The 24,823-nt window shown below is 67.1% G+C and carries 23 protein-coding genes and 1 rRNA gene; 16 read left to right on the top strand and 8 right to left on the bottom strand.

Annotation, left to right across the window (positions count from 1 at the left end):
• The first annotated feature begins 87 nt into the window (after window positions 1-87).
• From rrf to QWL29_RS18930, 4 genes are all read left to right on the top strand, one after another.
• Window positions 88-200: ribosomal RNA gene (gene rrf, locus QWL29_RS18915) — 5S ribosomal RNA — on the top strand.
• A 181-nt stretch (window positions 201-381) separates the two neighbouring features.
• On the top strand, window positions 382-1,410 hold the full coding sequence (locus QWL29_RS18920) for a pepsin/retropepsin-like aspartic protease family protein (RefSeq protein WP_305824430.1): 1,029 nt from the start codon (window positions 382-384) through the stop codon (window positions 1,408-1,410).
• Between the two features lie 68 nt (window positions 1,411-1,478).
• Window positions 1,479-3,389: an alpha/beta hydrolase family protein gene (locus QWL29_RS18925; protein ID WP_305824431.1), complete on the top strand. Its 1,911-nt coding sequence runs from the start codon at window positions 1,479-1,481 to the stop codon at window positions 3,387-3,389.
• A 57-nt stretch (window positions 3,390-3,446) separates the two neighbouring features.
• Window positions 3,447-5,153 (top strand): hypothetical protein, encoded by a 1,707-nt coding sequence (locus tag QWL29_RS18930; RefSeq protein ID WP_305824432.1) that lies wholly within the window; start codon window positions 3,447-3,449, stop codon window positions 5,151-5,153.
• Window positions 5,154-5,228: 75 nt separating this feature from the next.
• Here QWL29_RS18930 and QWL29_RS18935 read toward each other — a convergent pair whose 3' ends face one another.
• On the bottom strand, window positions 5,229-6,395 hold the full coding sequence (locus QWL29_RS18935; protein ID WP_308635764.1) for an ABC transporter substrate-binding protein: 1,167 nt from the start codon (window positions 6,393-6,395) through the stop codon (window positions 5,229-5,231).
• A gap of 304 nt (window positions 6,396-6,699) precedes the next feature.
• Between QWL29_RS18935 and QWL29_RS18940 the strand changes: the two genes are divergently transcribed.
• The 4 genes from QWL29_RS18940 to QWL29_RS18955 are packed head-to-tail and all read left to right on the top strand — an operon-like array spanning window position 6,700 to window position 11,216.
• Window positions 6,700-7,755 carry a branched-chain amino acid ABC transporter permease gene (locus QWL29_RS18940; RefSeq protein ID WP_305824433.1) on the top strand — a complete coding sequence of 352 codons (1,056 nt, stop codon included), beginning with the start codon at window positions 6,700-6,702 and terminating at the stop codon, window positions 7,753-7,755.
• Complete coding sequence (locus tag QWL29_RS18945; RefSeq protein WP_305824434.1) at window positions 7,752-9,524, top strand: branched-chain amino acid ABC transporter ATP-binding protein/permease; 1,773 nt, start codon at window positions 7,752-7,754, stop codon at window positions 9,522-9,524. Before QWL29_RS18940 ends, QWL29_RS18945 begins: the two co-directional genes overlap by 4 nt.
• Window positions 9,524-10,270: an ABC transporter ATP-binding protein gene (locus QWL29_RS18950; protein ID WP_305824435.1), complete on the top strand. Its 747-nt coding sequence runs from the start codon at window positions 9,524-9,526 to the stop codon at window positions 10,268-10,270. Before QWL29_RS18945 ends, QWL29_RS18950 begins: the two co-directional genes overlap by 1 nt.
• A gap of 7 nt (window positions 10,271-10,277) precedes the next feature.
• Window positions 10,278-11,216, top strand: a complete 939-nt coding sequence (locus QWL29_RS18955) for a 3-hydroxyacyl-CoA dehydrogenase NAD-binding domain-containing protein (RefSeq protein WP_305824436.1) — start codon at window positions 10,278-10,280, stop codon at window positions 11,214-11,216.
• A 242-nt stretch (window positions 11,217-11,458) separates the two neighbouring features.
• Here QWL29_RS18955 and QWL29_RS18960 read toward each other — a convergent pair whose 3' ends face one another.
• A complete protein-coding gene (locus QWL29_RS18960; RefSeq protein ID WP_305824437.1) occupies window positions 11,459-12,094 on the bottom strand; it encodes an NUDIX hydrolase in 636 nt (211 codons plus the stop codon).
• A 126-nt stretch (window positions 12,095-12,220) separates the two neighbouring features.
• Between QWL29_RS18960 and QWL29_RS18965 the strand changes: the two genes are divergently transcribed.
• From QWL29_RS18965 to QWL29_RS18980, 4 genes are all read left to right on the top strand, one after another.
• Window positions 12,221-13,168, top strand: a complete 948-nt coding sequence (locus QWL29_RS18965; protein WP_305824438.1) for a cupin-like domain-containing protein — start codon at window positions 12,221-12,223, stop codon at window positions 13,166-13,168.
• Window positions 13,169-13,390: 222 nt separating this feature from the next.
• Complete coding sequence (locus tag QWL29_RS18970) at window positions 13,391-13,750, top strand: hypothetical protein (RefSeq protein ID WP_305824439.1); 360 nt, start codon at window positions 13,391-13,393, stop codon at window positions 13,748-13,750.
• A gap of 34 nt (window positions 13,751-13,784) precedes the next feature.
• Complete coding sequence (locus tag QWL29_RS18975) at window positions 13,785-14,216, top strand: DoxX family protein (protein WP_305824440.1); 432 nt, start codon at window positions 13,785-13,787, stop codon at window positions 14,214-14,216.
• An 82-nt stretch (window positions 14,217-14,298) separates the two neighbouring features.
• The gene (locus QWL29_RS18980; RefSeq protein ID WP_305824441.1) at window positions 14,299-15,735 is read left to right on the top strand and encodes a catalase; all 1,437 of its coding nucleotides are present in this window, start codon (window positions 14,299-14,301) and stop codon (window positions 15,733-15,735) included.
• Between the two features lie 47 nt (window positions 15,736-15,782).
• On the opposite strand, the gene QWL29_RS18985 is transcribed toward QWL29_RS18980, so the two are convergent.
• From QWL29_RS18985 to QWL29_RS19010, 6 genes are all read right to left on the bottom strand, one after another.
• A complete protein-coding gene (locus QWL29_RS18985) occupies window positions 15,783-16,622 on the bottom strand; it encodes an alpha/beta fold hydrolase (protein ID WP_305824442.1) in 840 nt (279 codons plus the stop codon).
• A gap of 195 nt (window positions 16,623-16,817) precedes the next feature.
• The gene (locus QWL29_RS18990; protein WP_305824443.1) at window positions 16,818-17,453 is read right to left on the bottom strand and encodes a response regulator transcription factor; all 636 of its coding nucleotides are present in this window, start codon (window positions 17,451-17,453) and stop codon (window positions 16,818-16,820) included.
• Window positions 17,450-18,307 (bottom strand): sensor histidine kinase, encoded by an 858-nt coding sequence (locus QWL29_RS18995; protein WP_305824444.1) that lies wholly within the window; start codon window positions 18,305-18,307, stop codon window positions 17,450-17,452. The genes QWL29_RS18990 and QWL29_RS18995 overlap by 4 nt, the downstream gene beginning before the upstream one ends.
• Before the next feature lie 199 nt (window positions 18,308-18,506).
• Complete coding sequence (locus QWL29_RS19000) at window positions 18,507-20,393, bottom strand: amidohydrolase (protein ID WP_305824445.1); 1,887 nt, start codon at window positions 20,391-20,393, stop codon at window positions 18,507-18,509.
• Between the two features lie 18 nt (window positions 20,394-20,411).
• On the bottom strand, window positions 20,412-21,038 hold the full coding sequence (locus QWL29_RS19005; protein ID WP_305824446.1) for a response regulator: 627 nt from the start codon (window positions 21,036-21,038) through the stop codon (window positions 20,412-20,414).
• Window positions 21,039-21,162: 124 nt separating this feature from the next.
• Window positions 21,163-22,128 (bottom strand): alpha/beta fold hydrolase, encoded by a 966-nt coding sequence (locus QWL29_RS19010; RefSeq protein ID WP_305824447.1) that lies wholly within the window; start codon window positions 22,126-22,128, stop codon window positions 21,163-21,165.
• Between the two features lie 213 nt (window positions 22,129-22,341).
• Here QWL29_RS19010 and QWL29_RS19015 point away from each other — a divergent pair, with 213 nt between their 5' ends.
• The 4 genes from QWL29_RS19015 (at window position 22,342) to QWL29_RS19030 (ending at window position 24,823) form a co-directional block, all read left to right on the top strand.
• A complete protein-coding gene (locus QWL29_RS19015) occupies window positions 22,342-23,049 on the top strand; it encodes a YoaK family protein (RefSeq protein WP_305824448.1) in 708 nt (235 codons plus the stop codon).
• A 64-nt stretch (window positions 23,050-23,113) separates the two neighbouring features.
• Window positions 23,114-23,800 carry a hydrolase gene (locus QWL29_RS19020; protein ID WP_305824449.1) on the top strand — a complete coding sequence of 229 codons (687 nt, stop codon included), beginning with the start codon at window positions 23,114-23,116 and terminating at the stop codon, window positions 23,798-23,800.
• Window positions 23,801-23,872: 72 nt separating this feature from the next.
• Window positions 23,873-24,148: a XapX domain-containing protein gene (locus tag QWL29_RS19025; RefSeq protein ID WP_305824450.1), complete on the top strand. Its 276-nt coding sequence runs from the start codon at window positions 23,873-23,875 to the stop codon at window positions 24,146-24,148.
• A gap of 54 nt (window positions 24,149-24,202) precedes the next feature.
• Window positions 24,203-24,823 (top strand): response regulator transcription factor, encoded by a 621-nt coding sequence (locus QWL29_RS19030; protein ID WP_305824451.1) that lies wholly within the window; start codon window positions 24,203-24,205, stop codon window positions 24,821-24,823.

Here is a 24,823-nt window from a genome sequence, read left to right on the forward strand (position 1 = left end):
TGTTGATGACAGTGACTACCGAAACTTTACTTCCTCCAGATTCTGAGCCGCGTTACCCACCAGGGAACGATGCTCGTACAAGTCATGCCTGATGACCATAGCAAGTCGGTCCCACCCCTTCCCATCCCGAACAGGACCGTGAAACGACTTTGCGCCGATGATAGTGCTGCAACCAGTGTGAAAGTAGGTTATCGTCAGGCTAGTTAATACGTAGTAAACAAGAAGCCCCGCCCAGGAAACTGGTCGGGGCTTTTTGCTTTGGAAGGCCGCTTTCCCTACGCATTCCGCTATCGACACAATACAGCGCTATGTGACAAGCATAATATTCAGATAATGGTGGATTTGCATCGAAATCAGTATCTATAATGCAATTTCTTTCATTTGCTCATCGACACCATGCTCATGCTCCGCCGTGCTTCGCGTGATTCCCTGTTACGGCTTGCGCTATGCGCCGGCCTCGCGTTATCGATCGAGGCCCGCGCCGAAGCGCTCTCCGCCGCGTGCGATATGGCCGAACAAGCCAGTCTGGTTCTCAAGTCGACGGACGATATGCGGCCGGTCGGGGAGGCCATTATCAACGGTACCCCCGTTCCCGCCATGATCAGTACCGCCGCCGTGGAAACGGCGGTCCTCAACAAGAAGACCCTGGATCGGCTCGGCATTCCGGTGCGAACCTCGCAAGGCACGATGTTTCCCGACGATCCGAGAAACGTCACCGGCGCCCATATGGTGCGCGATGTATCGTATGCCGTGCTCGATGACTTCAGCTTCGGCCCGGCCAGGAAACGAGACGTGATGTTCACGGTCGAGGATTTCATGGACGACACCTACGGCGTGCGGATCGGTGCCGGCAGCCTTCTGCACATGGATCTCGAGATTGCTCTGGATGCCGGGTATATCAAGTTCTTCAAGCCCAAGGGGTGTTTCCGCGAGCACCTCGCGTACTGGGACCCGCAAGCGGTGGCGGTCCGCACGTCATGGGACCTATTGAAACGCGACCCCCGCATCCTGTTCACCGCGCATATAGGCGGCAAGAACGTATCCGCCTTGCTCTCGACGGCGACACCCCAATCCTACATTCCGAAAGCCGCAGCGGAACGGCTGGGCTTGACCCCGAACTCGCCGGGCGCCGTGCGTGAGGCGCCATTGCCCGGGCACGGTCCGGACCAGCCGGTCTGGAAAGTGCCTGTATCAAGCATGTCGATCGGGGAGCTCGCGGTAAGCGACGTCGACCTGCGGCTGATGGACTTGCCTTATTCCGGCGAGATCCTGGTACTGGGCGCCGATTTCCTGCAGCGCTACCGCGTCTACGTCGCCATGAGCCAGAACCAGGTGTATTTCTCGCCCATCCGCACACCACGCGCCGTCCGGCGCGGATCGGTGGAAGTGATCGCAGCGCCGGTTCCCTGAACACCGGCGCGACCGCATCGGCCGGCGCTGGACAGCACCAAGACAAAACCACCACACCCTGACAAGCCATGCACTACCTCGCCACGATCCTGATGCTGTGCGCCGCCCTGTATTCGTCCGCCGCCAGCGCACGTCCGCTGAGCCTGGAAGAAATGACCGACGCATCGGGCATGACCATGGCGGCCCTGTCGCCCGACGGCCGCCATATCGCCGCGATTCTTTTCGGTGGCGTGAATTACGGCCTGATCCTGATCGATACCGAGACGCTCGCGGTCGCGAAGCTGCGCGAGGGCCGGCGCTTTTCGAAAGGCTACTGGAGCTACCTGAAAGCGCCGCGCCACGTGACCTGGGCCGACAACGAGGTTCTCGCCGTCGACCTGGGCTACGACGCGGAGTCGATGGATTTGGAGGGAAAGAAGCTGCGCACGCTGGGCGAGTCCATCATCGGCCAGGTCGGCTTTGGCGCCGCCAGTGGCGAGGTGCTGGTGATGAAGGATGCGCGCAACAACAAGATCGCCAGGTGCAAGGCCAGGACCGCCGAGTGCACGACCTTCTGGCATCCGGCCGGCGAGCCTATTCACCGCGCCTACGACAGGAAGGGCAATTTGCGCGCCGTCACGCTGGTCAACGCGCGCCTCTTCAAGGACGCCACCACGGTCTCGAACTGGTACAAGCCGGCGAACACGGCAACCTGGACCAAGCTCGCCGAATTCGCTGCCGACGACGACTACTGGGTGCCGGCCTACGTGCCGGACGAGCCGGATTCGCTGGTGATCAAATCGCGTAGCGGGCGCGACACCGTCGCACTCTTCCATTACGACGTCGCCTCGCGCCGCCAGACCGAGCTGCTGGCAGGCCACCCGACCCAGGACCTGCTGTCTTTCGACGGCGTCGACAAGACCGCCTTCGACTACGTGGCCACCGGCGGCATGAAAAGCGAGCAGGTGTGGTTCGATCCCGCCTGGGCCGCCATGCAAAAGCAGATCGATGTGTTGTTGCCGGACCGCGTGAACCTGATCTCGGGCGACCCGCGCCGCGCCGTACTGGTGCATTCCTACGGCGACGTCGATCCCGGCACCTGGTACTACTTCGATAGCGTAAAAAAATCCCTGGTCCTGATCGGCAAGGCCAGGGCTTCGGTCGACCGTACGGCCATGCGCCGCGTGGAGGTGATGTCCTACCAGGCTGCCGACGGGCTGTCGATTCCGGCCTACCTGACCCGTCCGGAGAAAACGGCGACACCGCCGCCGATGATCGTGCTGATCCACGGCGGGCCGCTGGCGCGCGACCGCTGGGAATGGGACCGTGACGTCCAGCTGCTCGCCAACCGCGGCTATCTCGTGTTCCAGCCCCAGTTCCGCGGGTCGAGCGGCTTCGGGCGCAAGTTCGCGGAAGCCGGCTTCGGCGAGTGGGGCAAGGCCATGCAGGATGACATCACCGATGGCGTACGCCACCTGGTCAGCCAGGGGATCGCCGACCCGAAACGCATTTGCATCGTCGGCGCCAGCTACGGCGGCTACGCGGCGCTATGGGGATTGGTAAAGACGCCGGACCTGTACCGCTGCGGCATCAGCTTCGCGGGCGTGACCGACATCGGCAAGCTGTTCTCGGACTGGACCGACCTCAGCTTCGACAAGGCCAGCCGCCAGCTCATGAAGCGTCACATCGGCGACCAGGACCTGAACCCGCAACGCTTCGATCCGGTGTCTCCGCTCAAGCATGCGGCCCGTATCCAGGCCCCGGTGCTGCTGATGCATGGCAGGGAAGACGAGCGCGTGCCGGTTGCCCACGGCCGGCGCATGCGCGACGCCCTCGAGGCCAACGACAAGCAGGTGGCGTGGGTGCTGTTCAACGAAGAGGGGCATGGGCTGCACTACCAGGACAGCCAGATCGCCTATTACAACGCCATGTTCGACTTCCTCGGCAAGCACTTACCGGTCGATGCCGGAGCGGGCGCCGCGGCGCCGGCCTCGCCCTGACCGCGGCCTGCGCGGCAGCTGAAGTAGAATGGGGCCATTCCCATCCATGGACCGGTTTTGCATTCCGCCTTCAAGCCCATCCTCCGCGCGGCGCTCTTTTATTTGCTATCGGTGCTGGCGATTGCGGCGGTGCTGGTGGCGGGCAAGCTCGTCGTCGACGCCGTGCGCGGCGCGCTGTCGGCACGCGACCGGCTTGCCCTGGTCCTCGACGTGCAGACGCGGATCGCCAATGACCGGCAAGCCGCCGCGGCCGACCTGACAGGCAGGATGCGCGCCGCGCGGCAGCTGCCCCTCGCCCGGGTGGACGAGCGGATCCGCGCCGTCCATGCCCGGCTCGCGCAGCTGGCGCAGGCTGCGGCTTCGCCCGCAGCCCGGCCCGACAGCCTGCCCGTGCTGCTCAAAGGCGGCCCCGCCGCGTACGCCGGCGAACTGGCCCGCGGCTACCGGGGCAGGCTCGAACGCGAACTGCTGGCCCAGGAACTCGGCTATCTGCAGGGGCTGCGCGCGTACCTGTTCGCGCTGGAGAGCCGCGCCGCCGCAACGGCCGAGCTGAGGCGCCTGCTCGAACAGCACCGCGCCATCTATGCCCGCCTGCAGCAGAAACAGCGGGAAGTGGCACGCCTCGGCTGGTTCGACAGCCAGCGCATGGAGCGGCCGTGGGCGCGCAGTCCGGCCCAGCAAGCGCTTGCCGCCGACATCGGGGCCCTCACGGCACAAAACAACCGCGCCGCTGCCGCCTACCGCGCGCAGGCGCTGGCCTTGCGCCGCATGGAGTCGGTGTCCGCGCTGCGCGACTTCGCCGTGGACGGGGAGCGGCTCGACGCCAGCGTCGCGGCCTTGCAGGCACAGGTGGACGATGCCCGCGCGGCGCTGTCGCGCAACCTCGCCGCGCGCGTGGCCGAAGCGCTGCGCCAGGCCTTGCCGGCGGCGCTGGGCATCCTGTTGCTGTGCATCGCCGGCAAGGCCGCGATCCGGGCGGTGTTCTACTTCGTGCTCGCGCCGCTGGCCACCCGCGGCGCAGCGCTGCGCCTCGACCCGGCGAAAGCGTCCGCCGCACCGGTCGAACTCGTCGCCGCCTCGGCCGTCTCGCAGACCATCGCGCTGGCGCCGCAACAGGAATTGCTGGTCTTGCCCGACTATCTGCAAAGTGCGCCGGTCGGCGCGGCGCGCGGCACGCGCTGGCTGATCAAGGGACGCGTGTGGGCCAGCCTGACGTCCGGCACGGTCCTGCTCACCTGCGTACGCACGGGCGGACCGGAACAGCAGGTCGTGCTGTCGGCCAGCGACGACGGCCTGAGCGAGATCGCGCTGGTGCGCATTCCGCCCGGCCAGGCGCTGGCGCTGCAGCCGCGCGCACTGGTCGGGCTGATTGCCGACGCCGGCGCGCCGCTCGACATCCGCTGGCACTGGCGCCTGGCCAGCCTGCACGCCTGGCTGACGCTGCAGCTGCGCTTTTTCGTGATACGCGGCCCGGTGACGCTGGCGCTGCAGGGCAAGCGCGGCGTGCGCGTGCAGGGAGCGCGCGACAGCCACGCCGTGCGCCAGACGGCGACCCTCGGCTTTTCCACCGACAGCGCCTACGCCACCGTGCGCAGCGAACCCTTCCTGCCCTACCTGCGCGGGCGCGCGCCGCTGCTGCACGACCGCTTCGGCGGCGGCATCTACATTTATGACGAAACACCGGAAGCGGGCCGCAAGGCGGGGCGGACAGGGCGCGGCCTGGAAGGCTTGACCGACGCGCTGCTCAAGCTCGTCGGCTACTGAGCAAAGAGCAAAAAAGAGGCGCCGCACGCCAGAGCGGGCAGCGCCTCGGTCACGCCAGCTTGCGCCGGTACGGGCTTACGGCACGTACTTCCAGGCGCCTTTTTCGATCCGCACCATCACCTGCGAGCGCTGGTCCAGGCCCTGGTGGTTGGTCGGGCTCATGTTGAAGATGCCGTGCGAGGCCGGCAGGTTCTTGATGCCTTCGAGCGAATCGCGCAGCGCCGCGCGGAATTCCTTCGTGCCCGGCTTAGCCTTCGGCACGGCGGTCTTGGCCGCTTCCTGCAGCAGCATCGCCGCATCCCAGGCGTGGCCGCCAAAGGTCGACAGGCTTTCCTTCTTGAAGGCGCTGTTGTACTTGTTAACGTAGGTCAGCGCCGATTTCTTCACCGGATTGGTGTCGGGCAACTGGTTCACCACCAGCATCGGGCCGGCCGGCAGGAAGGTGCCTTCGCAATCGGCCGCGCACACGCGCAGGAAGTCGCTGTTGGCCACGCCGTGGGTCTGGTAGATCTTGCCCTTGTAGCCGCGCTCGCGCAGCGCCTTTTGCGGCAGCGCGGCCGGGGTGCCGGAACCGGCGATCAGGATCGCATCGGGATTGGCCGACACCATTTTGAGCACCTGGCCGGTCACCGAGGTGTCGGTACGCGCGAAGCGTTCGTTGGCCACGACCTTGATCTTGCGCGCCGGCGCCACCTTCTCGACCTCGCCCCACCAGCCTTCGCCATACGCGTCCGAGAAGCCGATGAAGCCCATGGTCTTCACGCCGTTGTTGCTCATGTGCTGGGTGATGGCGGCCGCCATCTGGCCGTCGTGCTGGGTGGTCTTGAAGACCCAGCGGCGCTTGGCGTCCATCGGTTCCACGATGCGCGCAGCGCCGGCGATGGTGATCATCGGCGTCTCGGTTTCGGCCGCCACTTCCAGCATCGCCAGCGAGGTCGGGGTGATCGAGGAGCCGATCAGCAGATCGACCTTGTCTTCCGAGACCAGCTTGCGCGCATTCTTCACCGCCTGGGTCGCGTCCGAGGCGTCGTCGAGCACGATGTACTGCACCTTCTGGCCGGCGATTTCGGCCGGGAACAGCGACACGGTGTTCTTCTCCGGGATGCCGAGCGAGGCGGCCGGGCCGGTGGTCGAGATCGATACGCCGACCTTGATCTGGGCGTGGGCGGTTGCGGCGGCGCCGAAGGCGGCCAGCGTGGCGACGGTAAGAGCGGTCTTGCGCAAGGAAATGAGGCGGTTCATGGAGTCTCCTTTGTTGTTGGATGTGTGCCGCCGCGAAGCTTGCAGTGGACGAAAGCCAGCAAACGAAAGCGGCAGGAACAAACCACAGTATCGCCCAGAGAAAGCAAAAAATGTCGGTTTCTCAACAGTTTTCGCATATCATCTAAAACAAAACGGGCAGCAGAAGGCCTGTGCGTTCTCTTTTGTGCCGCCTGGCGAAACGCCGGCGTGCAAAGCGGCATGCAACGGGTCCGCCTTCGACAGACACTTTTGAGGAGAGGAGGGCCACGGGGGCGCAGGATGCTGCATCTCCGCAGGCAGCAGTATGGATTTATCGATCTTCGCCATCCTGACCCAGGATGGCATTGCCAGCGGGGCCGTGTACGTGCTGCTGGCCCTGGCGCTGGTGCTGGTGTTTTCGATCACGCGCGTGATCTTCATCCCGATCGGCGAATTCCTCGCCTTCGGGTCCCTGACCATGGCGGCGCTGCAGGTCGGCACGCCGCCGCAAAGCGCGCTCCTGCTGCTGGTGCTGGGCCTGGCCTGCTTCGTGCAGGAGCTATTCGGCACGCTGCGCGGCGCGTCGATCCAGCAGGACCGCACACGTATGCTCGGCCTTTCCTTCCTCAAGTTCGTGCTCCTGCCCGCTGCGCTCTACGCCATCGCACGCTCGGTCGACGGCACGGCGCTGCCGATGCTGGTGCAGGTGCTGTTTACCTTTGCCATCGTTGCTCCGATGGGGCCGATGATGTACCGCCTGGCCTTCCAGCCGCTGGCCGAAAGCCCGGTGCTGGTCTTGCTGATCGTGTCGGTGGCCGTGCACCTGGTCCTGCTCGGCATCGGGCTGGTGATGTTCGGCGCCGAAGGCTCGCGCACCACGCCGTTTTCCTCGCATGTGTTCAACTTCGGTACCCTGAGCATCTCCGGCCAGAGCGTGGTCGTGATCGTCACAGCCGTCCTCTTGATCGGCGCCCTGTACCTGTACTTCGACCGCACGCTGTCGGGTAAAGCGCTGCGCGCCACCGCCGTGAACCGGCGCGGCGCGCGCCTGGTCGGCATCGGCACCACGGCGGCGGGGCGCCTCGCCTTCCTGCTGGCGTCGAGCATCGGCACCCTGTGCGGGGTGCTGATCGCGCCGCTCACGACCGTCTACTACGACAGCGGCTTCCTGATGGGCCTGAAGGGCTTTGTCGGCGCCATCATCGGCGGCCTGGCGAGCTACCCGCTGGCCGCAGCCGGCGCGCTGATGGTCGGCCTGCTCGAAGCCTATTCCTCGTTCTACGCCAGCTCCTACAAGGAAGTCATCGTGTTCACCCTGATCATTCCGGTGCTGCTGTGGCGCTCGATCGTGCATCCGCAAGTCGAGGAGGGCGAAGCATGACGCGCCGTTCCCTGATCATCTTCGCCATCGCCGCCTGCGTGTTCGGCCTGCTGCCGCTGCCGGCCTACTGGGTCACGCTCGGCAACTACATCGGCCTGTACGCCATCGTGGCCCTCGGCCTGGTGCTGCTCACCGGCGTCGGTGGGCTGACCTCGTTCGGCCAGGCCGCCTTCGTGGGCCTGGGCGCCTACGCCACCGCGTATCTGTCGACGGGCGCGGGCCTCTCGCCCTGGCTTGGCCTGGTCGCGGGCCTGGTCATCACGGCAGTATCCGCGCTGTTCATCGGCGCCATCATGCTGCGCCTGTCCGGCCACTACCTGCCGCTGGGGACCATTGCCTGGGGCCTGTCGCTGTACTACCTGTTCGGGAACATGGAGTCGCTCGGCAAGCACGACGGCATCGCCGGCATCCCACCGCTCACCCTGTTCGGCCTCGACCTCGGCTCCGGTAAAAGCATGTACTTCCTGATCTGGCTGGTGCTGCTGCTGGCCGTGATCCTGCTGCGCAACCTGCTGAACTCGCGCTCGGGCCGTGCGATCCGCGCCCTGAAGGGCGGCGGCGTGATGGCCGAAGCCATGGGCGTGAACACGGCGGCCATGAAGATCCGCATCTTCGTGATCGCCGCGCTGCTGGCCTGCGTGTCGGGCTGGCTGTATGCGCACCTGCAGCGCGCCGTGAACCCGTCGCCCTTCGGCCTGAACGCGGGCATCGAGTACCTGTTCATGGCGGTGATCGGCGGCGCCGGCTACCTGTGGGGCGCCATCCTCGGCGCGGCCGTGCTCACCATCCTCAAGGACCAGCTGCAAAGCTGGCTGCCGGCGCTGCTCGGCTCGAACGGCAACTTCGAGATCATCGTCTTCGGCGTGCTGATGGTGGTGCTGCTGCAGCGCGCCCGCAACGGTATCTGGCCCTTCATCGCGGCGCGCCTGCCGCAGCATCGCGATGCGGTGGCGCCCGATACTGCGCCGCCTTTGCCCCAGCGCGCCAGGGCGGTGGCCGGCTACCCGCTGCTGGTGATCGACAAGGTGCGCAAGCAGTTCGGCGGCCTGGTCGCCGTCAACGACATGAGTTTTACGGTGCACGGCGGCGAGATCGTCGGCCTGATCGGGCCGAACGGCGCGGGTAAGTCGACCATGTTCAACCTGGTCACCGGCGTGCTGCCGGAAACGAGCGGTGAAGTGCGCCTGCGCCAGGGCGAGGAACTGGTGCGCATCGATTCGCTGCCGTCGCGCCGCATCGTGCAACTGGGCGTCGGCCGCACCTTCCAGCACGTGCACCTGCTGCCCGAGATGACGGTGCTGGAAAACGTGGCCATCGGCGCCCACCTGCGCGCGCGCGGCGGCGTGCTGGCCAGCGCGGTCGGGCTGGATCGCACGGAAGAAGCGGCGCTGCTGTGCGAGGCGCGGCGCCAGCTCGAACGCGTGGGCCTGGGCGAGCTGCTGTACGAGCAGGCCGGCAACCTGGCGCTGGGCCAGCAGCGTATTTTGGAAATTGCGCGCGCCCTGTGCGCCGACCCGGCGCTGCTGCTGCTCGACGAACCGGCCGCCGGCCTGCGCTACAAGGAAAAGCAGGCGCTGGCCGAGCTGCTGAACAAACTCAAGGGCGAAGGCATGAGCATCCTGCTGGTCGAGCACGACATGGACTTCGTGATGAACCTGACCGACCGATTGATCGTGATGGAGTTCGGTACGAAAATCGCGGAAGGGAACCCGGCCCAGGTACAGCAGGACCCGGCCGTGCTGGAAGCCTACCTCGGAGGACTGGACTGATGACGACGCCCGTACTGGAAGTAAAAGACCTGCACGTCGCCTATGGCAAGGTCGAGGCCCTGCATGGCGCGTCGATCACGGTGGGCGCCGGCCAGATCGTGACCGTGATCGGCCCGAACGGCGCCGGCAAGTCGACCATGCTCAATGCCATCGCCGGCGCGCTCGGCGCCAACGCATCGGCCCAAGGCGCGGTGCTGCTGCGCGGGCTTGAGGTGAAAGCCTGGCCGGTGGAACAGCGCGTGGCCCAGGGCATGAGTCTGGTGCCCGAGAGCCGCGATTTGTTCACCACCATGAGCGTGGAAGACAACCTGCTGCTGGGCAGCTACACGCGCTACAAGCGCGGCGAGAAGGACTGGCGCGCGCAGCTGGAGGTGGTGTACGACCTGTTCCCGCGTTTGCGCGAACGGCGCACGCAGGCGGCCGGCACCATGTCCGGCGGCGAGCGGCAGATGGTGGCGGTGGGGCGCGCGCTGATGGCCAGGCCGGCGCTGCTGATGCTCGACGAGCCGAGCCTGGGCCTGGCGCCGCTGATCGTGAAGGAGATCTTCCGCATCATCGTGCGCCTGAAGGAGCTTGGGGTGGCGATCCTGCTGGTCGAGCAGAACGCCCGCGCCGCACTGCAGGCGGCCGATTATGCCTACGTGCTGGAGACCGGCGACGTGGTGATGGAAGGGCCGGCCGCGCAGCTGGCGAACGATCCGAAGGTCATCGAGACCTACCTGGGGCTGAACAAGAAATCCGCGTGAGGTGAGCATGGGAGCAATACGTTGTGTCGGCGTGATCGGGACGGGCGTGATCGGCGCCAGCTGGGCGGCCTGTTTTTTGGCGCGCGGCTTCGATGTATCGGCCTTCGATCCGATGCCGGGCGCCGAACAGGCCTTGCGCGCGGCAGTGGCCCGGCACTGGCCGGTGCTGGAGGGGATGGGGCTGGCCGAAGGCGCGTCGCCTGGCCGGCTGCGCTTTTCGGCCGACCTGGCCGCGGCCCTGCAGGGCGTCGACTTCGTCCAGGAGAACGGACCGGAGCGCGAAGACCTGAAGGTGGCGCTGTTTCGCGACATGGATGCGCTGCTGGCGCCCGAGGTGATCCTGGCGTCCAGTTCCTCGGGCCTGCTCATGAGCCGGGTGCAGGGCGCGTGCCGCCATCCCGGGCGCGTGGTGCTCGGCCATCCCTTCAATCCGCCGCACATGATCCCGCTGGTGGAGGTGATCGGCGGCGCGCTGACCTCTCCGCAGACCATTGACCGTGCGATGGACTTCTATACCGCCATCGGCAAGCGCCCGATCCACGTGCGCAAGGAAGTACCGGGCCACATCGCCAACCGCCTGCAGGCGGCGCTCTGGCGCGAAGCCTTCCACCTGGTGGAGCAGGGCGTGGCCAGCGTGGCCGACGTCGACACCGCCATCGCCTACGGTCCCGGCTTGCGCTGGGCGCTGATGGGGCCTTTCCTGAACCTGCACATGTCGGGCGGGGAGGGCGGCCTGCGCCACATGCTCGACCATCTCGGGCCGCCGATCGAGAGCTGGTGGGCGGACCTCGGCACGCCGCACATTACCGAGGAACTGAAGGCGACCTTGTGCGCCGGGCTGGACGAGGCGCTGCGCGAACGCGACCGCGCCGCCCTGGCGCCGGCGCGCGATGCGCTGCTGGCCGATCTGATCGGGGCGAAAGCGGGCAAGCCGGAACTGCCCTGAGCGCCATCTCCGGCCGGGACATCGACATCCGGTAATGCCCCAGGCAGTCACCGCGCCAGAAAACACTGCCCTTTATCGTTAAAACGTAACTAACCAACAAATATGGCCAACTCCACAAAAAAACGCCAAGGCTGCAAACTACGGAAGCACCTGCGCTAAACCGGCAGGCATCCAGGAAGGGGGCAAGCGGCCCCCTGTCAGCAAGTATCGGCACGGCAGGCGACACCGCGTACAAGCCTGCGCTAGGCCAGCCAGCGTTCGAGCGCCGCGATCACCGGCGCATCGTTCGGATGCACGGCCACTTGCCGCAGCTGCGCCAGCGGCACCAGGTGCACGGCCTGCGATTCCCAGCCCATGGCCGCCGGACTGCCACCGACGCGGCGCGCGATGTAGTAGCGGGTATAGGTCAGCGTCCGGCGCACGTCCAGCAAGAAGGCTTCCACACGCACCTGCAGTCCCGATTCCTCGAAGGCTTCGCGCACGCTGGCGCAGTGCAGGCTGGTGCCGGGATCGACCCGGCCTTTCGGGAACGTGGCGCTGTAGCCGCCGAAGCCGTTCGAGGGCGCCACCAGCCACACGCGGCCATCGTCCTCCAGGATCACGGCGCCAGCCGCAGCGGCCATCCCGGCCGGCAGCACGAAGGGCGGCTCCTCGACGCCGATGCCGGCCACGCAGGCGCTCCAGCCGTCGCTGCCGGCGGGCGCCCCGGCCCAGGCCGAAAACGCCACGCCGTTCAGCACCGCCGGCAGCGCACCGCCAGGCAGGACGGTGGCGATCTGGTTCGGGTCGTCCCAGTGCGACAGTGGCGTGGGCATGGAGGGCTTGCGGATGACGACGGGCTGGCCAGCGTCGTTGGTGCAGGGGTGATAGGTGGTCATGGGCGCGGTGAGGACAAAAGCACGATCATCGCCGGATTACGCCGCGCTGGCAATCAGCCAGCGCGATGCGCTATGCTGTCGCCCCTACCTGTATCAAGCGCCCTGGCAAGCGGGGCGAGCAAGCATATGCCAGACCAGACGGACATCCAAGCCAACGCCGAGCCGGCGCCCACCCTGCAGCGCCTGCCGCCACGGCCCACCGTAGTCGACCACTCGGCCAGCGAAGACGCGCAGCAGGCCCGCAAGGCCGCGCGCGCACGCCGCGACGCCGAGGTGCGCGGCGTTGCCTCGATCGAGGCCATGCGCGAAGCGGTACAGCGCGTCTCGCGCACGCTCCCAAGCCTGGAAGCCGTGCCGGGCGTGCGCATCCGCGACGCCCAGGACTTCCGTACCCGCGCCGCGGCCGGCTTGCCCTTCCTGGCCCAAGGCGCGGCCAGGCGTTGGCCGCTGTGCAGCCTCACGCCACAGACCCTGCGCGAGGAATTCGGCGCACTGCCGGTCCGCGCCCGCGTCGGCGACTACATCGGCACCGCCTTCGCCCCCGACCGCGCGATGCAGGACATGTCGATGCTGGCCTACCTGGACCTGGCCGCCGCCGGCACCGAGGCCTTGCCGCCCTACGTCGGCAACCTCGAACTGCGCGAACTGAACCGCTACTGCCACTGGCCGGCCTGGCTGGAAAAACCCGGTCCGCCGCGCTTCTGGCTCGGCCCGGGCGGCACCGTCACGCCGCTGCATTGCGACTACGACGACAATTTGTTCGCGCAAGTCTGGGGCAGCAAGCGCATCTGGCTGGCGCCGCCGCAGGACGCCGAGTTCCTGTACCCGCGCGAAGCGAACGCGCTGCTGTTCGGTTCCCCTTTCGATCCGGATTCCCCCGACTTCGAGCGCTATCCGCTCGCGCGCCAGGCGGCGCTGGTCGAGGTCCTGGTCGAAGCCGGCGACATGCTGTACGTGCCGGCCGGCTGGTACCACCAGGTCCGCTCCCTCAGCTTCTCGCTCTCGGCCAACCGCTGGTCGCGCGCCATGCCGGTGATCCTGCAAACCGAAGAAAACAGCCGGGGTCAGGTCTGACATTCGGACACGGACTCGGCTTTACCGTGGAATTGGCGTCAAAAATGATCTGAAAAACGTTGAACTCGCGCCTTACGGCTGGGCTCGTGTCCGAATGTCAGACCTGACCCTCGCTGTGGTTGGCATGCCTTCTGGCAGGGGCGGCGATGTTTGCGGGGCGGTATGCTGGAACCGGATGCTCACCCGGGCGTCCGACATCCAGACCAGCCCCGGACCGCGACCATGCATGCTTCCATCCTCCCGCCAGACAGCGCCATTGATGATGCCGACGAGCAGATCGAGGTCATGCGCATCCGCCTGTGGAATCCGTCCAGCGCCACCGCCTTGCTCAGCGAGTTCTATAGCGCCGACCGGGTGCTGGCGCGCTGGGGCAGCCTGCACGACGCCAGCCCGGTCGGCTTCGAAGTGACCTTCCACGACGGCTACGTGGTGCGCGGCAGCCATGCCTTTTTCCGCAAGGGCAAGCGCCGCTGCCTGCTGGCCACCCATGTGCGGCGCCTGCTGCAACGCGCCGCCAGCCAGGCCGACGCCGGGTTTCCGGTTGCGCGCCCCGACCTGGCGCGCTATGCGCTTCCCATTTGATGCGGCCCTTTCCTTCACTTTCCCTCATACGCCCATGCACACCCACCTGGCCCAGGCCATCCCGATCCGTCCCTCCGCGCGCCGCACGCATCCTTTGTACTGGTGCTTTTTGCTGCTGCTGTGTTCCGCCTACCTGCAGGGCGGGCTGACCAAGGCGCTGGATTTTTCGGCGGCGCTGGCCGAGATGCGGCACTTCGGCCTGGCGCCTGCCGCGCCGCTGGCGCTGCTCACCATCGCCGGCGAACTGGGCGCCTCGCTGCTGATCCTGTGCGGCGCCTGGCGCTGGGCCGGGGCGGCCTATCTGGCCCTGTTCACGTTTGCCGCCAACTTCGTTGCAAACCGTTTCTGGGGCCTGGCCGAGCCGGCGCGCACGATGGCGGCGAATGGCTTCTTCGAGCACCTGGGCCTGGTCGGCGCCTTCCTGATCGTGGCCTGGATCGACCTGCGCGAGCGTAGCGAACACTAGGCGCAGCCTGGTCTTTCGGTGGGTGGCAAGGGACGGGCGCGGCGCTACGCTGCCGAGGTTCCAACTACCTGAAAGAAGACCAATGAAAAACCTCACCACCGCCGCCGGCGCGCCTGTCGCCGACAACCAGAACGTGCAGACCGCCGGCCCGCGCGGCCCGATGCTGCTGCAGGATGTCTGGTTCCTGGAAAAGCTGGCCCACTTCGACCGCGAGGTCATCCCCGAGCGCCGAATGCACGCCAAGGGCGCCGGCGCCTTTGGCAGCTTCACCGTCACCCACGACATCACGCAGTACACCAAGGCGCGCCTCTTCGGCGAGGTCGGCAAGACCACGCCGATGTTCGTGCGCTTTTCGACGGTGGCCGGCGAACGCGGCGCGGCCGACGCCGAACGCGACATCCGCGGCTTCGCCATGAAGTTCTATACGGAAGAGGGCAACTGGGACCTCGTCGGCAACAACACGCCGGTGTTCTTCATGCGCGACCCGCTGAAATTCCCCGACCTGAACCACGCCGTCAAGCGCGACCCGCGCAGCGGCCTGCGCAACGCCAACAGCAACTGGGACTTCTGGACCCTGCTGCCCGAAGCGCTGCACCAGGTAACCATCCTGATGAGCGAACGCGGCCTGCCGCGCAGCCACCGCCACATGCACGGTTTCGGCAGCCATACCTACAGCTTCATCAACGCCTCGAATGAACGCTCCTGGATCAAGTTCACCTTCAAGACGCAGCAGGGTATCCAGAACCTGGGCGACGCCGAGGCGCAGGAACTCATCGGCCGCGACCGCGAAAGCGCCCAGCGCGATCTGTACGAAGCCATCGAACGCGGCGACTTCCCGCGCTGGACCATGTACGTGCAGGTGATGCCCGAGCGCGATGCGGGCGGCTACCACCTCAATCCCTTCGACCTGACCAAGGTCTGGCCGCATGCCGACTACCCGCTGATCGAGGTCGGCACGATGGAACTGAACCGCAACCCGGAGAACTTCTTCGCCGACGTCGAGCAGGCCGCCTTCAACCCGGCCAACATCGTGCCGGGCATCGGCTTTTCGCCGGACCGCATGCTGCAGGGCCGCCTGTTTTCGTACGGCGACGCCCAGCGCTACCGCTTGGGGGTGAACCACCACCAGATTCCGGTGAACGCGCCGCAGTGCCCCTTCCACAGCTACCACCGCGACGGCCAGATGCGCGTGGATGGCAACCACGGTGGCGCCACATCGTATGAGCCGAACAGCCGCGGCGAATGGCGCGAGCAGCGCGATTTCCGTGAACCGCCGCTGGCGCTCGACGGCGCGGCCGACCATTGGAACCATCGCGAAGACACGGACTACTATTCGCAGCCGGGCGCGCTGTTCCGCCTGATGACGCCGGCCCAGCAGATGGCGCTGTTCGAGAACACGGCGCGTGCGATGCGCGGGGTGGATGGGGAGATCAAGGCGCGCCACGTGGCCAACTGCGCCAAGGCCGATGCGGCCTACGGCGCCGGAGTGCAGGCGGCGTTCGAACGCCTGGGGGAGTGATGCGGTAGCGGGAAAGAGGGGCCGCCGGCCCCTCCAGCATGCAGGAATCAGCCGCGCAGGAAAGCCAGCAGCTCGGCGTTCAGCTTGTCCTTGTGCGTGGCCGGCAGGCCATGGCTTGCGCCTTCATACACCGACAGGCGGCCCTGCGGCAGGATCTCGACGGCGCGGCGCGCGGTGGTGGCGATCGGCACGATCTGGTCGTCGTCGCCATGCACCACCAGGGTCGGGATCGACATCTTCTTCAGGTCTTCGGTGAAATCGGTCTCCGAGAACTGCTTGATGCAGGCGTAGGCGCTTTTCAGGCTGCACTGCAGGCCCTGGCGCAGGAACGACAGGCGCATGCCTTCCGACACCTTGGCGCCGTCGCGGTTGAAGTTGTAGAAAGGCGTGCTCAGGTCGTAGAAGAACTGGGCGCGGTCGGCCTGCACGCCTGCGCGGATACCGTCGAATACCGACAGCGGCACGCCGTCCGGATTCGCCGGCGAGACCACCATCTGCGGGGTCACTGCGCCCACCAGCACGGCTTTCGACACGCGATTGGTGCCGTGGCGGCCGATGTAGCGCGCGACTTCGCCGCCGCCGGTCGAGTGGCCGACCAGGATGGCGCCGGTGACGTCGAGCGTGTCGAGCAGGGTGGCCAGGTCGTCGGCGTAGGTGTCCATGTCGTTGCCGTGCCAGGGCTGGCTGGAGCGGCCGTGGCCGCGGCGGTCGTGGGCGATGACGCGGTAGCCGTGGTCGGCCAGGAAGAGCATCTGGTCTTCCCAGGCGTCGGCCGAGAGCGGCCAGCCGTGGCTGAAGACGACCGGCTGGCCGTGGCCCCAGTCGGTGAAGTGGAGCAGGGTGCCGTCGCGGGCGGTAACGGTGTTGATGGTGCGGGGGGCGGTCATGGTGACATCCTTTCAGGGTGGGAGAGCGCCGCGCGGGAGGGCGGCGTTCAGGCCATTCTGAAGGCCGTCAGGGTCAAGGACTAGCTATACAAAAGGATAGCGTGGTGTGTCGCTTTACGATTGGTGGGTTCGAGAACCCACCCTACCTACTGCCGACAAGACGTAGGGTGGGTTCTCGAACCCACCATGCACACCTCAAAGACTGATGTACCCGCGCTTTACCGCCAGCGTCACCGCATGCGTGCGATCCCCCGCGCCAAGCTTGACCAGGATGGCGCTCATGTGGGTCTTGACGGTCGGTTCGCTGATGCTGAGCGCCTCGCCGATCACGCGGTTCGAGTTGCCGTTGGCGGCCAGGCGCAGCACGTCGAGCTCGCGCGCGGACAGGGCGTCGGCGCGGTGGTGGCTGTCGACGTCGCGCTGGGCCACCGGCGCGATCACGCTGGCGCCCTTGTAGACGTTGCGCACGGCCTGGGCCAGGGCCGCGCCCGAGGCGTCCTTCAGCAGGTAGGCGGCGGCGCCGGCCTTCAGCGCGGCCACCACGCGCGCGTCGCCGCTGTAGGTGGTCAGCACGACGATGCGCGCATCGGGATGCAGTGCGCGGATGCCGATGATCGCCTCCAGTCCGTCCTTGACCGGCATCTGCAAGTCGACCAGCGACACGTCCGGGCGGTGGCGTGCGAAGTCGGCGATGGCCTCGGCGCCGTTGGCGGCCGTGCAGACGATCTCGATGCCGCCCTGGGCTTCGAGGGCGGCCGAGATCCCTTCGCGCATCATCGGATGATCATCGGCGACCATGACGCGGATCGCGGGGGCGCTGGTATTGCTCATGTCGTGAATGCCTTCATGAAGGTGCGGCCCGTGGCGGCGGATCGCGCGCGAACCGGCAGGCGCAGGCGGAAGCACACGCCGTGGGGCGCGCCGGGCTCGAACCAGAGCCGGCCGCCGTGTGCACGCACGATGGACGCGCTGATCGCCAGGCCCAGGCCGCTGCCGCTATTGCTCGGATTATCGGCGTTGCCGGCCAGGCTGGCAACCACCTGCGCATGGCGCGCCGGCGCGATGCCCGGCCCGTTGTCGGCCACCGCGATCTCGACCTCGCCGCCGTGGCGCCGGGTCTCGACGCGGATGCGCAAAGGCTGGCTGCGTCCGCCGGCCACCAGCGCCTCGACGGCGTTCACCAGCAGATTGTTCACGACCTGCTGCACCTGCACCCGGTTGGCGGCGATGCTGCAATCGTCCAGCCCGAAAAACGCATCGACCGCGATGCAGTTCTTGCGCATCGGCCAGCACAGCGCCTGCAACGCGTCCTGCACGGCGGCGTCGACCGGCACGTCCGCCGTTTCCAGCGGCTGGCGCGCCGCCTGGCGCTGCATGCCGCGCACGATGCCGCCGGCCTGGCGGCCCGCCGCACCGATCAGCGCCAGCGATTCGAGGGCGCGTTCGATGTCGGGTTCGGCGCGGCACAGCCATTTGCGGGCGGCGGCGGTGTGCAGCGCGATGGCCGCCAGCGGCTGGTTGACCTCGTGGGCGATGACCATGCCGAGGCGGTCGGAGGCGCTGGCGCAGGGGCAGGGCGGCTCGGCCGGCGCCGCGGCGGGAACGGGCGGATGCGCGCGCCGCTCGCCAGGGGGCTGGCGCGGTGCGGAAGGGGGCGGGCGGTCGGATTTCAGGAGAGTGTGCATGGGATCGGCTTTCTTCTGAGCTTACAGTGCATCGCGCACGGCTCCGGCGCGACGTCGATCCCATTATGCTGCTCTGCAGCGCGAATCCTGTCATACGATAGTCGTAGCGGATTCACAAAACTTGTATGTACCTCTTCGATGTGCGGTGTTGAACGGGTAGACGGGGATCCGTCCACCCTACATCGGCTTTGCGGACCGGTCAGAACGCGAAGCAGCTGCAGCCGAACGCGCCCCAGAATCCCTGGTAGTCCGATACCGGCACGGTCGAGCGCCGTGCGCGGTCGTGGCTGTGCGCATGCACGCCGCATGGACCCTGGCACTGGTGCGCCAGCTGTGCCACCGGCTGCGGCGGCGCGGCGCGGTAATGCCCGCTCACCTTGTTCACCGGCGACCATTCCGGCAGCACCGGAATCGGCGGCGGGGCAATCGACGAGAACTCGGCCTGGCCGAACACGATCTTGCCGTCGACGACGGTCAGCACCGACTCGATCGCCTTGATCTCGTCTTCGTGCACGCGGAAGAAGTCCGACGACAGCACCGCCAGGTCGGCCAGCATGCCGGCGCGGATGCGTCCCTTCTTGCCTTGCTCGCTGGAGAACCAGGCGCTGCCGCTGGTCCAGAGTTCCAGCGCCGTGTCGCGCGACAGGCGCTGGCCGGCGTCGTACAGGCGCATGCCGCCCACGGTCCGTCCCGACACCAGCCAGTACAGGGCCGTCCACGGGTTGTAGCTGGCCACGCGCGTGGCGTCGGTGCCGCCGCCCACCGGCACGCCCATCTCCAGCATGCGCGCCACCGGCGGCGTGGCCTTGGCTGCATCGGCGCCGTAGCGCTCCACGAAAAACTCGCCCTGGAAGGCCATGCGGTGCTGGATCGCGATGCCGCCACCTAAAGCGCGCACGCGCTCGATATTCCGGGGTGTGATGGTCTCGGCATGGTCGAAGAACCAGGACAGGCCGGCGAATGGCGTATCGCGGTTGACCTTCTCGAACACGTCGAGCATGCGCGAGATCGATTCGTCATAGGTGGCGTGCAGGCGGAAGGGCCAGCGCTGCTCGACCAGGTGACGCACCACTTTTTCCAGTTCGTCTTCCATCCCCTTCGGCAGGTCCGGGCGCGGCTGCAGGAAGTCCTCGAAGTCGGCTGCCGAGAACACCAGCATCTCGCCGGCGCCGTTGTGGCGATAGAAATCGCTGCCGTCGCCTGGCTTGATCATGCCGGTCCAGTTCTGGAAGTCGCCCAGCTCATTCCCCTTGTTCTGGGTGAACAGGTTGTAGGCGATGCGGATGGTCAGCTGGTTCTCGCGCGCCAGCGCGTCGATGACGGCGTAGTCCTCGGGGTAGTTCTGGAAGCCGCCGCCGGCGTCGATGGCGCTGGTCACGCCCAGGCGGTTCAGTTCGCGCATGAACTGGCGCGTCGAGTTCACCTGCAAGTCGTGCGGCAGGCTCGGGCCCTTGGCCAGGGTGGCGTACAGGATCATCGCGTTCGGACGCGCGATCAGCATGCCGGTCGGGTTGCCGTCGGCGTCGCGCACGATCTCGCCGCCAGGCGGGTTCGGCGTGTTGCGGTCGTAGCCGACGGCGCGCAGGGCGGCGCGGTTGAGCAGGGCGCGGTCGTACAGGTGCAGGATGAAGACCGGCGTGTCGGGCGCGGCGCAGTTGATTTCCTCGATGGTGGGCATGCGCTTTTCGGCGAACTGGAATTCGTTCCAGCCGCCGACCACGCGCACCCACTGCGGGTTCGGCGTGCGGTCGGCCTGGTCCTTCAGCATGCGCAGCGCATCGGCGAGCGAGGGCACGCCTTCCCAGCGCAGTTCGAGGTTGTAGTTCAGGCCACCGCGGATCAGGTGCAGGTGCGAGTCGTTCAGGCCGGGGATGACGGTACGGCCGTTCAGGTCGATAACCTGGCTGCCGGGCGCGCGGTGGCGCATCACGGCCTCAAGATCGCCGACGGCCAGGAACTTGCCGTCCTGGATGGCGACCGCGCTGGCTTGCGGGTTTCCACGGTCGACGGTGTGGAAGCAGCCGTTGAACAGGATGAGCGGGGGGGATGAAGGTTGGGACTGTGATGCGGGCGCCGTTGAGGTCATGGGAACTCCGTGGTTGATTCAGTAGGTGGGCAGCAGGCCGCGCCGCTGGGCGACGCTGGCCGCTTCGGTGCGCGACGCGACGTTGAGCTTCGAGAGGATGTTATTGATGTGGTACTTCACGGTGCCGACGCCGATGCCGGCATCGCGCGCGATCAGCTTGTTGCTCTTGCCTGCGCTGAGGTGGGCCAGGATGTCGAGCTCGCGCGCCGACAGGGCGCTGGCCTCGATGCGCGCAGACAGCTTGTGGGCCAGCTGCGGCGGCAGGTAGCGCCGCTTGTCCATCACCTGGCGCAGGCAATGCACGATTTCGTCAAAGGCGGAGTGCTTCAGCAGGTAGCCCGCCGCGCCGGATGCCAGGCCGCGGTGCACGTCCTCGTCGCCGTCGTAGGTGGTGAGGATCACGATTTTCGCGTCCGGATGGCGGGCGCGCACGCGGGCGATCGCATCCAGGCCGCCGCCGGGCATGTTCAGGTCGAGCAGCAGCACGTCGGGACGCAGGCGTTCGTACTGGGCGACGGCGCCGTCGGCATCCACGGCCTGGCCCAGCAGCACGAGGGCAGGCTCGGCCTCGATCAGCATGGCGATGCCGGCGAGGATCAGTGGATGGTCGTCGGCGATGACGAGGGAGATCGGCGGCTTGTCCATCGGCGGCTCCTATGCAAAAAGGGGAGGCCGGCGCGGGATGCCGGCTGCCGGACCATTCTCGCCGGGTGGCGGGAGGCGGTCGAGATATACACATGGATAGGCCGCCGCCCGTTTCAGCGCGTGCTTAGGCCTTGATGAACGCCAGCAGGTCGGCGTTCAGGCGCGCCTTGTGGGTGGTCGGCAGGCCGTCCGGCGCGCCTTCGTAGACCAGCAGGCTGCCGCGTTTCAGCAGTTTTGCGGAGGCGCGGCCGGCGGCGTCGATCGGCACGATCTGGTCGTCGTCGCCATGCACGACCAGGGTCGGCACGTCGATCTTCTTCAGGTCGGCCGTGAAGTCGGTCTCCGAGAACTGCTTGATGCAGTCGTAGGCGTTCTTGATCCCGCACTGCATGCCCTGGTTGCGGAAGGTGTCGCGCACGCCCTGCGAGACCTTGGCGCCGGGGCGGTTGATGCCGTAGAAGGGAACCGTCAGGTCCATGAAGAACTGGGCGCGGTCTTCCAGCACGCCCTTGCGGATGCCGTCGAACACGTCCATCGGCAGGCCGTTCGGGTTGGTCGGCGACTTGACCATTTGCGGCGGCACGGCGCCCACCAGCACGGCTTTGGCGACGCGGCTGCTGCCATGGCGCCCGATGTAGCGCGCCACTTCGCCGCCGCCGGTCGAATGGCCGACCAGCACCGCATTCTTCAGGTCCAGGTGTTTGATCAGCGCGGCCAGGTCGTCGGCATAGGTGTCCATGTCATTGCCGTTCCACGGCTGGCTCGACAGGCCATGGCCGCGGCGGTCGTGGGCGATCACACCGTAGCCGTGCGAGGCGAGGAAGAACATCTGGTCTTCCCAGGCGTCGCCCTGCAGCGGCCAGCCGTGGCTGAACACGACCGGCTGGCCGCTGCCCCCGTCCTTGTAGTGCAGCACGGTGCCGTCGGCCAGGGTCAGGTACTGGCCGGCGCGCGTGCCCGGCTGCACCGGCGCCTTGGCCGAGGTGGCGGCGACTGCGGCGGAACCGGCGGCAGCCAGGCCGGCGCCGGCGGCTGCGGAGGCAACGCCGGTCAGCAGCGAGCGGCGCGAGAGGGAGTTCTTGTTCGTCATGGTGGTCCTTTCAGGAGGGATGACTGCGCGGTGCGCGCAGGAGCAGCCAGTCTAGGGACGGCAGGCTGGCGCCACACTGGCCGAAAGACCGGGTGCGCGCGAGACTGGCCAAATGGGAGGGGGCGGGCGCGGCGGGGCGTTTTAGGATGCTTCAACGCTGCGGTGGCCTGGGGTGTGCTTCTCGCTCCAGCACCGCGCATCGAAGGAGACACCATGAACGAACCCAGACACGTGCAAACACAAGGCATGGCCTTGGGATTTTTCGCCGGCTACGTCGACACGCTCGGCTTCCTGGCCCTGTTCGGCCTGTTCACGGCCCACGTCACCGGCAACTTCATCCTGATCGGCGCGGCCCTGGCCGACCCCTCGCGCAGCTCGATCCTGCTGAAGTTCCTCGCCTTCCCGGCCTTTATCGCCGGCGTGGCAGCGGCGCGCATCCTGGTGGTGCTGGTGGAGCGGCGCCAGGCACTGGCACTGCGGCCGGCGCTGCTGCTGGAGCTGGCGCTGCTGCTCGGCTTCATGTTCTTCGGTATCGCGGCGACCCCGGTCGTCACGGAAGCAGGCCCTCTGGCGATGACCTCGGGCCTGCTCGGCGCCGCGGCCATGGGCGCCCACAGCGCGATCTCGCGCCTGCTGCTGGGCCACCTGGCGCCGACCTCGATGATGACCGGGAACGTGACACAAATCGTGATCGACGCGGTCGACCTGCTGCGCGGCGCCGACGACCCCGGCTTGAAAACCCGTTTCGCCAAGTTCCTGTGGCCGCTGCTGTCGTTCGCCATCGGCTGTATCGCGGCAGCCTTTGGCTACCTGTGGTTCGGCTTTGCCGCGCTGGCGCTGCCGGTGCTGATCCTGGTCGGGCTGCTGGTGGCCGAGCGGCCCCAGGCTGCCAGCCCGGTCCAGGCCAGGACCATTCCCTAGTTTTCGCAACGCGGCGCAGGTCAAGGTACATGCGCCGCACCATCCAACCCAAGAAAGTGAAACCATGAACAATCCAAAACTCGAGGTCCTGACTCCCGATAACTGCCAGCTGATCTTCATCGACCAGCAGCCCCAGATGGCCTTCGGCGTGCAGTCGATCGACCGCCAGGTCCTGAAGAACAATACCGTCGGCCTGGCCAAGGCGGCAAAGGTCTTCAACATCCCGACCACCATCACCACCGTGGAAACCGAAAGTTTCTCGGGCCACACCTACCCGGAACTGCTGGACGTCTTCCCGGGCAAGGAGATCCTGGAACGCACCTCGATGAATTCCTGGGACGACCAGAAGGTGCGCGACGCCCTGGCCGCCAACGGCCGCAAGAAGGTGATCGTGTCGGGCCTGTGGACCGAAGTGTGCAATACCACTTTCGCCCTGTGCGCGATGCTGGAAGGCGAGTACGAGATCTACATGGTGGCCGACGCCTCCGGCGGCACCTCGCAGGCCGCCCACGACTTCGCCATGCAGCGCATGATCCAGGCCGGCGTGGTGCCGGTCACCTGGCAGCAGGTGCTGCTGGAGTGGCAGCGTGACTGGGCCCACCGCGATACGTATAATGACGTGATGGCAATCGTGCGCGAGCACTCGGGCGCCTACGGCATGGGCGTGGACTACGCCTACACCATGGTGCACAAGGCGCCGCAGCGCATCACCGGCAGCCATGAAACGCTGGCGCCGGTGCCGGCGAAGTAATCGGGCTCCCGACGTATGCAGGCCATGCGGCGCGATGGTGCCGCATGGCTCTTCCATTTTTGCGGAGACCCAATGAAAATCTACGTCGTGTCGCTGGCCGCCGGTATCCTGGTCGGCCTGATCTACGCGCTGCTGCAGGTGCGCTCGCCGGCCCCGCCGGCGATTGCGCTGGTCGGCCTGCTGGGCATGCTGGTCGGCGAACAGGCCGTCCCCGTCATCAGGAAGATGATGAGCGGGGAACCGGTCACGGCCAGCTGGCTGCGCAGCGAGTGCGTGGCACGCATCACGGGTGTCGAGGCCAAGCCGGCGCCCGCCGACCAACCCGCGCCGGGCGAGCATCGCGCCTGACGCCATCACAGGAGCCTGGGCGATGAGCTGGACGAACCCGATGGAGAATGCACGATGACCCCGGTCGTCTACGTGGTCGACGACGACGACAGCGTGCGCGCCTCGGTGCTCAACCTGCTGCATGCCGAAGGCTACACGGCGCATGGCTTCGCAGCCGGCGCCGATTTCGTTTCCCATAGCCGCAGCGATGGCCCCTGCTGCCTGGTGTGCGACATGCACATGCCCGAACTCGACGGCTTTGCCGTGGCCGCCGAGCTGGCGCGCGTCGGCGCCGACATTCCCCTGATCTTCATGACCGGCTTCGGCACCATTCCGATGTCGGTGCAGGCCATGAAAGCCGGCGCCGTCGAATTCCTGGTCAAGCCGGTGGCGCCCGAAGCGCTCCTGCTGGCCGTGCGCGAGGCCCTGGCGGGCGACGCGGCGCAGCTGGCGGCGCGGCGCGAACTGACGGAGCTGCGCCAGCGCCACGACAGCCTGACCCCGCGCGAGCGCGAAACCATGCGCCTGGCGATCGGCGGCCTGCTCAACAAGCAGATCGCCGACGAGCTGGACGTGAGCGAGATCATGGCCAAGACCCACAAGCGCAAGGTCATGGAAAAGATGGCGGCGCGCTCGCTGCCCGACCTGGTGCGCCACGCCGAGCGGCTGCAGATCGAGAAGACGCGCAGCCGCTAG

Source organism: Massilia brevitalea (assembly GCF_030711405.1).
GTDB classification, from domain to species: Bacteria; Pseudomonadota; Gammaproteobacteria; order Burkholderiales; family Burkholderiaceae_D; genus Telluria; species Telluria brevitalea.

What these genes read in the sequence shown, in the direction of transcription:
- QWL29_RS18925 (WP_305824431.1), top strand. Translation starts at nt 1,479, where the DNA reads ATGCACTACCTCGCCACGATCCTGATGCTGTGCGCCGCCCTGTATTCG.
- QWL29_RS18935 (WP_308635764.1), bottom strand. Translation starts at nt 6,395, where the DNA reads ATGAACCGCCTCATTTCCTTGCGCAAGACCGCTCTTACCGTCGCCACG.
- QWL29_RS18940 (WP_305824433.1), top strand. Translation starts at nt 6,700, where the DNA reads ATGGATTTATCGATCTTCGCCATCCTGACCCAGGATGGCATTGCCAGC.
- QWL29_RS18945 (WP_305824434.1), top strand. Translation starts at nt 7,752, where the DNA reads ATGACGCGCCGTTCCCTGATCATCTTCGCCATCGCCGCCTGCGTGTTC.
- QWL29_RS18950 (WP_305824435.1), top strand. Translation starts at nt 9,524, where the DNA reads ATGACGACGCCCGTACTGGAAGTAAAAGACCTGCACGTCGCCTATGGC.
- QWL29_RS18955 (WP_305824436.1), top strand. Translation starts at nt 10,278, where the DNA reads ATGGGAGCAATACGTTGTGTCGGCGTGATCGGGACGGGCGTGATCGGC.
- QWL29_RS18960 (WP_305824437.1), bottom strand. Translation starts at nt 12,094, where the DNA reads ATGACCACCTATCACCCCTGCACCAACGACGCTGGCCAGCCCGTCGTC.
- QWL29_RS18965 (WP_305824438.1), top strand. Translation starts at nt 12,221, where the DNA reads ATGCCAGACCAGACGGACATCCAAGCCAACGCCGAGCCGGCGCCCACC.
- QWL29_RS18970 (WP_305824439.1), top strand. Translation starts at nt 13,391, where the DNA reads ATGCATGCTTCCATCCTCCCGCCAGACAGCGCCATTGATGATGCCGAC.
- QWL29_RS18975 (WP_305824440.1), top strand. Translation starts at nt 13,785, where the DNA reads ATGCACACCCACCTGGCCCAGGCCATCCCGATCCGTCCCTCCGCGCGC.
- QWL29_RS18980 (WP_305824441.1), top strand. Translation starts at nt 14,299, where the DNA reads ATGAAAAACCTCACCACCGCCGCCGGCGCGCCTGTCGCCGACAACCAG.
- QWL29_RS18985 (WP_305824442.1), bottom strand. Translation starts at nt 16,622, where the DNA reads ATGACCGCCCCCCGCACCATCAACACCGTTACCGCCCGCGACGGCACC.
- QWL29_RS18990 (WP_305824443.1), bottom strand. Translation starts at nt 17,453, where the DNA reads ATGAGCAATACCAGCGCCCCCGCGATCCGCGTCATGGTCGCCGATGAT.
- QWL29_RS18995 (WP_305824444.1), bottom strand. Translation starts at nt 18,307, where the DNA reads ATGCACACTCTCCTGAAATCCGACCGCCCGCCCCCTTCCGCACCGCGC.
- QWL29_RS19000 (WP_305824445.1), bottom strand. Translation starts at nt 20,393, where the DNA reads ATGACCTCAACGGCGCCCGCATCACAGTCCCAACCTTCATCCCCCCCG.
- QWL29_RS19005 (WP_305824446.1), bottom strand. Translation starts at nt 21,038, where the DNA reads ATGGACAAGCCGCCGATCTCCCTCGTCATCGCCGACGACCATCCACTG.
- QWL29_RS19010 (WP_305824447.1), bottom strand. Translation starts at nt 22,128, where the DNA reads ATGACGAACAAGAACTCCCTCTCGCGCCGCTCGCTGCTGACCGGCGTT.
- QWL29_RS19015 (WP_305824448.1), top strand. Translation starts at nt 22,342, where the DNA reads ATGAACGAACCCAGACACGTGCAAACACAAGGCATGGCCTTGGGATTT.
- QWL29_RS19020 (WP_305824449.1), top strand. Translation starts at nt 23,114, where the DNA reads ATGAACAATCCAAAACTCGAGGTCCTGACTCCCGATAACTGCCAGCTG.
- QWL29_RS19025 (WP_305824450.1), top strand. Translation starts at nt 23,873, where the DNA reads ATGAAAATCTACGTCGTGTCGCTGGCCGCCGGTATCCTGGTCGGCCTG.
- QWL29_RS19030 (WP_305824451.1), top strand. Translation starts at nt 24,203, where the DNA reads ATGACCCCGGTCGTCTACGTGGTCGACGACGACGACAGCGTGCGCGCC.